This window comes from Nitrobacter vulgaris, from assembly GCF_031453995.1.
In the GTDB taxonomy this organism is placed as follows: domain Bacteria; phylum Pseudomonadota; class Alphaproteobacteria; order Rhizobiales; family Xanthobacteraceae; genus Nitrobacter; species Nitrobacter vulgaris.
Window position 1 is genome coordinate 1 of record NZ_JAVDPZ010000083.1, and the last position, 1,952, is coordinate 1,952.

Here is a 1,952-nt window from a genome sequence, read left to right on the forward strand (position 1 = left end):
TCAGAGGCCGGACACATGTCAGCACCCGACCACGCTCTGTGCTGTTCGAAAAGATTCTTCTTGCACCAACGGGGGCGTCCACACATGTCCATGATAACGATGTCGCCCGGTTGCAACGATGGGGCGAGTAATTGTTCGACGTAGGCCAAGAAGACTTCGCCATCCATGGGACCGTCCAGGACAAGCGGTGCGATCAGGCCGCTGGAACGCAATCCAGCGGTGAATGTCGTGGTCTTCCAATGTCCGTGAGGGACAGCAGCACGACATCGCTCGCCGCGCGGCGAACGTCCGTAAAGTCGCGCCATTTTGGTATTGGCGCTGGTTTCGTCGATGAAGACGAGGCGCTCAGGGTCAAGATCGAGCTGGCCGTCGAACCAGTCTTCGCGCCGCTTCAGGACGTCCGGGCGGTCCGCTCGCTCGCGTGGGCGGACTTTTTTTGAACGTCAGTCCGCAGCGGTCGAGGAAGATCCATAGCGTCGCCCGGCTGGCGCGTACGCTGCGTTCGGCCAGAAGCCGCTCCAGCAGCTCGCTGATCGTCAGGTCCGGCGTTTCCGCGATCAGCCCGAGAAGATAACCGCGGTGCGGATCGAGTTTCGAGCGGCGTGGCTGGCCTTGCTTGCGCGCCGAACGGTCGCCGGCCTCGCGGGCCCTGCGAACCCACACGATCGCTGTGGCCTCGCCAATCCCGAAACGGGTTGCTGCCTGTCGTGCAGACGCGCCAGACAACGCGGCGTCGATTACGCGATCACGCAAATCCTGGCTGTAGGCTCGCGCCATGCTTCGCCCCCGTCGCTATCGCGACAAAGGACTCGCATTATTCGCGCGATTTGTGAATCCCGTCCTGAATCGAAAATCAGCGAACCCGCTCTAGGGTCTCAGGTCATCTTGTCGACGAAATGTTCTGAAACCTTCGAAGCGACGGGACCAGTTCACCACCCCAAGCTGCTCTACAACCTCAATCCAATCATCGACCCCATGGGCGGCGATGATCCTCGCCCGATTGCCGATCGGGTGTTGGCCGAGATGGAGCGGCGGCGATCGGAAGCCGAGTAGCGCGAATTGTTGAGTGACTGATCGCACGCCTTCCCGGTTGGCTACGGGCATTCTCAACGCGCTCTGCATTGCCAATCTTCGATTGCACCGAAGCCGCACAGGCGCGCCGTTCAAATACAGCCGAATGGCGGCAGACTTTCAGCCTCTATCGGTGGGCAACTCTAACCAGCTTCGTCCGTAGTGTAGTTGATCAAATTCTTTTCAAGCCAAGCATCAAGCTCTTCGGTCCCTGGATTCGCGCCCGCAGCGTCAACATCATCCGCCGTTTGCGCCAATGACTTCCGTTCGACCTCTCTTTTTGCGCGCTCACTCTCCCAATAATTTCGTAAATCCTTCAGGCGTTTTTCGTGATGCTCTGGTGCGCGCGAGAATACAGGCTCAAGATTATCGGAAATATAGGGCGTGAAGCAGTATGCGCTCTCTTTGATGAATACTCCGCAAAACTCGAAGACATGGTCAGTCTCTAGGGGTACAATCTTGTGAAGCTTGTCTTCGGTCTCTTCTAGAAGGGGTGATGGTCGCATATCGATCCAGAAAACAGGATAGGGTTGACCGCCAAAGACGCCCTTGAAGATATGTCTCCCGTCGAAAAAAAACCTGAGTTTTTCGTAAGGATAGCTTTCATCGATAGGTCGCGCTCGAACTGCGTAGATCAACATTAAAGCTAACTCGACCGAGATAACCAATCTCCTCGTCGAAGAAAGCTGAGCAAGACGAAAGCCAGTATCGATTGCTGGACCGATAAAATCTCGTGTTAGTCCAGCATCTCGCCCGCCATAATAATACTGATCCATAAGGAAGAGATTGAACCGCCCCGGGTTTGCCGGAGGCTATTTCGTTTGAGTCACGCCGCCAGTTTCTGCTCATTGAGCATAGCGTAGTAACGTTCCTCAGCTTCG

At 56.3% G+C, this 1,952-nt stretch carries 2 protein-coding genes and 1 pseudogene; 1 reads left to right on the forward strand and 2 read right to left on the reverse strand.

What is annotated here, in order from left to right:
• Window positions 1-86 precede the first annotated feature (86 nt).
• Window positions 87-777: pseudogene (locus GGQ85_RS21050) on the reverse strand (IS630 family transposase); the annotation flags it as partial.
• Window positions 778-885: 108 nt separating this feature from the next.
• Here GGQ85_RS21050 and GGQ85_RS20635 point away from each other — a divergent pair.
• Window positions 886-1,053, forward strand: coding sequence for a hypothetical protein (locus GGQ85_RS20635; RefSeq protein WP_309776076.1), 168 nt, complete (start codon window positions 886-888; stop codon window positions 1,051-1,053).
• Window positions 1,054-1,214: 161 nt separating this feature from the next.
• On the opposite strand, the gene GGQ85_RS20640 is transcribed toward GGQ85_RS20635, so the two are convergent.
• On the reverse strand, window positions 1,215-1,847 hold the full coding sequence (locus tag GGQ85_RS20640) for a hypothetical protein (RefSeq protein WP_309776077.1): 633 nt from the start codon (window positions 1,845-1,847) through the stop codon (window positions 1,215-1,217).
• Window positions 1,848-1,952 lie beyond the last annotated feature (105 nt).

Coding starts and splice junctions, on each gene's coding strand:
- GGQ85_RS20640 (WP_309776077.1), bottom strand. CDS start 1,847: ATGGATCAGTATTATTATGGCGGGCGAGATGCTGGACTAACACGAGAT.